Source organism: Skermanella sp. (assembly GCF_059503625.1).
Genome location: NZ_JCACHA010000022.1, coordinates 1 through 4,467 on the forward strand (window position 1 = coordinate 1; position 4,467 = coordinate 4,467).

Annotated in this window: 6 protein-coding genes; 4 read left to right on the top strand and 2 right to left on the bottom strand. The window is 60.3% G+C overall.

Going from position 1 to position 4,467, the window contains the following annotated elements; translation table 11 throughout:
- Window positions 1-347, top strand: a 347-nt coding sequence (locus tag AC5JJ6_RS00545; RefSeq protein WP_496040165.1) for a hypothetical protein, incomplete at its 5' end; no start/stop codon positions are given.
- 44 nt (window positions 348-391) lie between these two features.
- Window positions 392-685 carry a hypothetical protein gene (locus AC5JJ6_RS00550; RefSeq protein WP_496040166.1) on the top strand — a complete coding sequence of 98 codons (294 nt, stop codon included), beginning with the start codon at window positions 392-394 and terminating at the stop codon, window positions 683-685.
- A gap of 36 nt (window positions 686-721) precedes the next feature.
- On the opposite strand, the gene AC5JJ6_RS00555 is transcribed toward AC5JJ6_RS00550, so the two are convergent.
- Window positions 722-1,678 (bottom strand): LysR family transcriptional regulator, encoded by a 957-nt coding sequence (locus AC5JJ6_RS00555; RefSeq protein WP_496040167.1) that lies wholly within the window; start codon window positions 1,676-1,678, stop codon window positions 722-724.
- A gap of 28 nt (window positions 1,679-1,706) precedes the next feature.
- Entirely contained in the window at window positions 1,707-2,396 is a 690-nt protein-coding gene (locus AC5JJ6_RS00560; RefSeq protein ID WP_496040168.1) for a GntR family transcriptional regulator, read from the bottom strand.
- Between the two features lie 381 nt (window positions 2,397-2,777).
- Between AC5JJ6_RS00560 and AC5JJ6_RS00565 the strand changes: the two genes are divergently transcribed.
- Window positions 2,778-3,803, top strand: a complete 1,026-nt coding sequence (locus AC5JJ6_RS00565) for a 2-dehydropantoate 2-reductase (RefSeq protein WP_496040169.1) — start codon at window positions 2,778-2,780, stop codon at window positions 3,801-3,803.
- 45 nt (window positions 3,804-3,848) lie between these two features.
- Entirely contained in the window at window positions 3,849-4,289 is a 441-nt protein-coding gene (locus tag AC5JJ6_RS00570; protein WP_496040170.1) for a CBS domain-containing protein, read from the top strand.
- Window positions 4,290-4,467: the final 178 nt, after the last annotated feature.

Below are 4,467 nucleotides of genomic sequence, written 5' to 3' on the forward strand. Positions count from 1 at the left end.
CCGCGCGGCTTACCGCCGCTGCTGCTGGTATCTTGTATTTCTTAAGCTTGTATTTCTTAAGCTTGGAGGGGAGGATGGAGGAGACCGGGGCAGACTGGCAAATTTCAAATTCTGATGGGATGATAGGGTTTGGCTATCATAACCTGAAGATGCTTCGTGCAGCCTGCGATGCCCTGGGGATGCGGAATTGGCTCCGATATTCAGGGTTGCTGACTCCAAAGAAAATCCCGTTCATTTATTCATTTTTCATGCACAAGTGTGCATGGAAGGGATGGAAAGACTTTCTTCAATATTGTAACTTCATGCCTCATAATGTATATTGGAGCCTGCCGCGTTTCAAATCTTGATCCTTATCAAACAAATATTTTTGTTAAGACGGAAGACCGAAGAGATGGAAATTATATCTTTATTGGACGGATTAGGTATAGATTGGTATGACGTCCTGATGTTCTGGTATCTTCCAGGATTTCTAGGATCAATGATGTTGTGTGTGCTTGACGGAAACTATAAGAAAGAGATCAACTTACATCATCTCGTTCAATCTTTGCTGCTGGGTGTATTCGGAATGATCACCCTTCTTGTAAGTGTCTTGAGAATTTCAGCCCGGAGAGGCGACCAGATCGTCCTGTTCAAATGGAACAAGGGTCAAGCTTGCAATAAACTCGATGACGGTCGCAGGGTTTGATCAATAACGCGGCGGCTTCGAACAGGTAGTCAAGCCTTATGGCCTGACGGCGCCAGTCTCGATTCCCAGCTGCCTCAGCACGTCCCGCGTGGAACCTGCGATTGCGTCGCCAACCTCCCCACGCGCGGCTATCGCCGCCAACGCCTGTGCCAAGGGGGCAGGCGGGTCGCGGTCGGTGAAGACCAGGCCGACGGTATAGGCCAGCTCGGGCGAAACCAGCGGCAGCGCCATCAGGTCGGGGTCGGGCGGCATGATCGTGAGGAGTTGGCTCGCCACGATGCTGGAGCACAGGTCCAGCCGGACATGGGTGAACAGGCTGGTCATCGAGTTGGTCTCGATCGCCGGCGTCACGGTCCGCCCGGCCATGCGGAAGGCTGCATCGGCGATGCGGCGGTTCTGCATGTCGGGCGTCAGTTGGCACAGCGGCAGGTCGGCCGCCTCGGCCCAGGTGGCGCGGGTCCGGCCTTCGAAGCCGGGAGTGCCCCGGCGGGTCAGCAGGAAATAGCGCTCCGTATAAAGCGGCGCCATCCGGACATGGCTCAGCGGTTCGTTGTCCAGATAGGTGACGCCGGCGTCGAGTTCGAAATCGTCAAGCTCGCGCTGGATCTCGCGCGAGCTGAGCGACATGATCGATACCTGGATCTGCGGATACTTGGCGCGGAACGGCGCCAGCAGGTGCGGCACCGCCGGCAGCGCGGTCGGGATAGCGCCGATCCGGAGCCGCCCGGTCAGGCCCGTCGTCAGCGCGCCCAGTTCCTGATGCAGGCCGTCACGCTCCGCCAGGATGCGGCGGGCGTATTCCAGGACCTTCTGTCCTTCGGGCGTGAAGCCCTGGAACTTCTGGCCGCGCTCGACGATCGGGACCTGAAGCTCCTCCTCGAGCTGGCGGATCGCGTTGGACAGCGTCGGCTGCGAGACGTGGCACGCCGCGGCCGCCCGGCCGAAATGGCGCTCGCTGGCCAGCGCCATCAGGTAGACGAATTTCCGGAACATCGCCGGGCCGAGGGCGGGCGTGCCGCCGTCAGTCCAGGAAGTTGCCGTGCTGCTCGATATGTTTGGCGAGACCCAGGGTGTGGTCGCGGACGAGCTGCTCCGCCGCTGCGGGATCGCGCCGCGCCAACGCGTCGATGATGTTCTTGTGATCGACGATCGAGCGTTCCGCCCGGTTGTCCTGGCCGATGGTCAGCTTGCGGATCGCCCGCATGTGGATGAACAGGTTCTCCGTGATCTCCTGGATCAACTGGCAGCCGCTCATCCGGATGATCGCCTTGTGGAAGGCGATGTTGGCGTCGCTGTACTCGTTGACGTGCTCGGCCGGCTTCTTCTGCTCGAAATCGCTGAACAGCTCGCGGAGCGAGCGGATGTCCTCGTCCGATGCCTTCTCGGCGGCGATGCGGGCGGCCATGCTTTCCAAGGCGGCCCAGACCGTGACCATCTCAAGTATTTCGCGCTTGGTCTTGCGGATCACGAAGATGCCGCGGCGCGGCTGGGAACGGACGAAGCCTTCCTGCTCCAGCAGAGTCATGGCTTCGCGGATCGGAGTCCGGCTGACGCCCAGTTTTTCGCTGACCTGCCGCTCATCCAGCCGGATTTCGGTCTTATGGTCGTAGATATCCATTTCAGTGATCGCCTGCTTCAGGGCATGATAGACCTGAGTGCGAAAACTGGTGCTGGTATCCAGCGGCTGGACGTTCAACGTAGGACCAGTCATTGACTGCCACCTTCTACTTTTCTGGTTGAGCCGTACCGCGTCGCAAGCCCCCGTCCTGACCCGACTGATCTGGCCGACTGCATTACTAATACAGTATACGCCTCGCATACCCGGTTCTACCGTTTCATGGCGTGTCGCGCAACAATCCTACAATGGGCGTTTTGACCCAGGGGTTCCTGTTTCAAGGCTTTCCGCGATGTGAACTGGAATCGTGTTGACACACAGTATTATGTATACCAAGATCAAAACCAGGAACGCAGGATCCGTGGTCCGCATGCTATGTGCCGACGGGCGTTGCGCACACCAAATAAGAACAGCGAAAAACAAGAGCAGCACACCAAGAAGAGCATAAGAGCCACAAGCCTCAAGGGAGAGACGCTCATGAAGATTTGTATTTTCGGCTCGGGCGCCATCGGTGGTTATATGGGAGTGCGCCTGCATCAGGGCGGTGCGGATGTCAGTCTGGTCGCCCGCGGGCCCCATCTCGCGGCCATGCAGCAGAACGGCGTCAAGCTCATCACCGATGAAGGCGAGGACGTCGTCCACCCGACATGCAGCGACGACCCGGCCAAGCTCGGTCCGCAGGACTATGTCATCATTGCGCTGAAGGCGCATTCGGTAACCGGAGCGATCCCGTCGATCAAGCCACTGCTCGGTCCGGACACCGCGATCGTTACCGCCGTCAACGGCATTCCTTACTGGTACTTCCACAAGCACGGCGGCGACTTCGAAGGCCGGGTGGTCGAAAGCGTCGATCCCGGCGGCAAGCAGTGGCAGGAATTCGGACCTGAGCGCGCCATCGGCTGCGTCGTCTATCCCGCTACCGAAGTGATCGAGCCGGGCGTCATCAAGCACGTCTACGGCGACAAGTTCAGCCTGGGCGAACCGGACGGCAGCTCTTCCGACCGCATCATGAAGTTATCGGCAGCACTGACCGCCGGCGGCTTGCGCGCACCCGTGCTGGACAAGATCCGCGACGAGATCTGGCTGAAGCTGTGGGGCAACCTGTGCTTCAACCCGATCAGCGCGCTGACCCACGCTACCCTCGACGTCATCACTTCCGATCCGGAGACACGCGCCGTCGCCCGTGCCATGATGCTGGAAGCCAAGGAGATCGGCGACCGGCTCGGCGTACACTTCCGCGTCGATGTCGAGCGCCGGATCAATGGCGCAGGCGCCGTCGGCGCGCATAAGACCTCGATGCTCCAGGACCTTGAGCGCGAGCGCCCGATGGAGATCGACCCGCTTCTGACCGTCGTTCAGGAGATGGGCCGCATGGTCGGCGTCCCGACTCCGACCATCGACGTGGTCCTGGCGCTGGTCAAGCAGCGGGGCGAAATCGCCGGTTGCTATACCCGGACGAAGGTTCCCGAACCGGCCGGACAACCCGCCGTAGCGGCGCAATAAGCCCCACAAAAAAGGGGCGCGAACCGTCAACGAGGAGGAAATGTCATGAGGGTTGAGGACGTTCTCCGTAGCAAGAACCATCGGATCGTGACGATCCGCATGAACGAAACCGTGGAAACCGCGGCGCGCCTGATGAAGGCCGAGAACATCGGCGCTCTGGTGGTCAAGGATGTCTGCCGAACCGAGGGCAACACCGTCGTCGGCATGTTCTCCGAGCGCGACATTACCCGTGCCCTGCTTGAGCATGGCGGGCGGGTCCTCCAGATGCAGGTCTCGTCGCTGATGAGCCGCAATCTCATCACATGTGCTCCGACCGACACCCTGCTGCATGTGCTTGGCCTGATGGAAGACAAGCACATCCGCCACGTGCCGGTGCTTGACGGCGACACCCTAGTCGGGCTGGTCGGCGTGCGGGACTTCATTGGCATCCGCCGCGCCGAGATCGCGGCGGAGGAGAAGGCCAAGTCGCCGGAACTCGCGCATTGAAGCAGGCCCGCTGAGACGGACGGGGACCGGAACTAAGCTCCGGTCCCCGGACCGGTACGATCTTTCCACGACTTCCAGGCGGGCGCAGTAATGACTACCCTGATATTCACCCATCCCGACTTCCGTCTGCACGACACCGGCATGGGCCACCCGGAATGCCCGGCCCGGATCGATACGG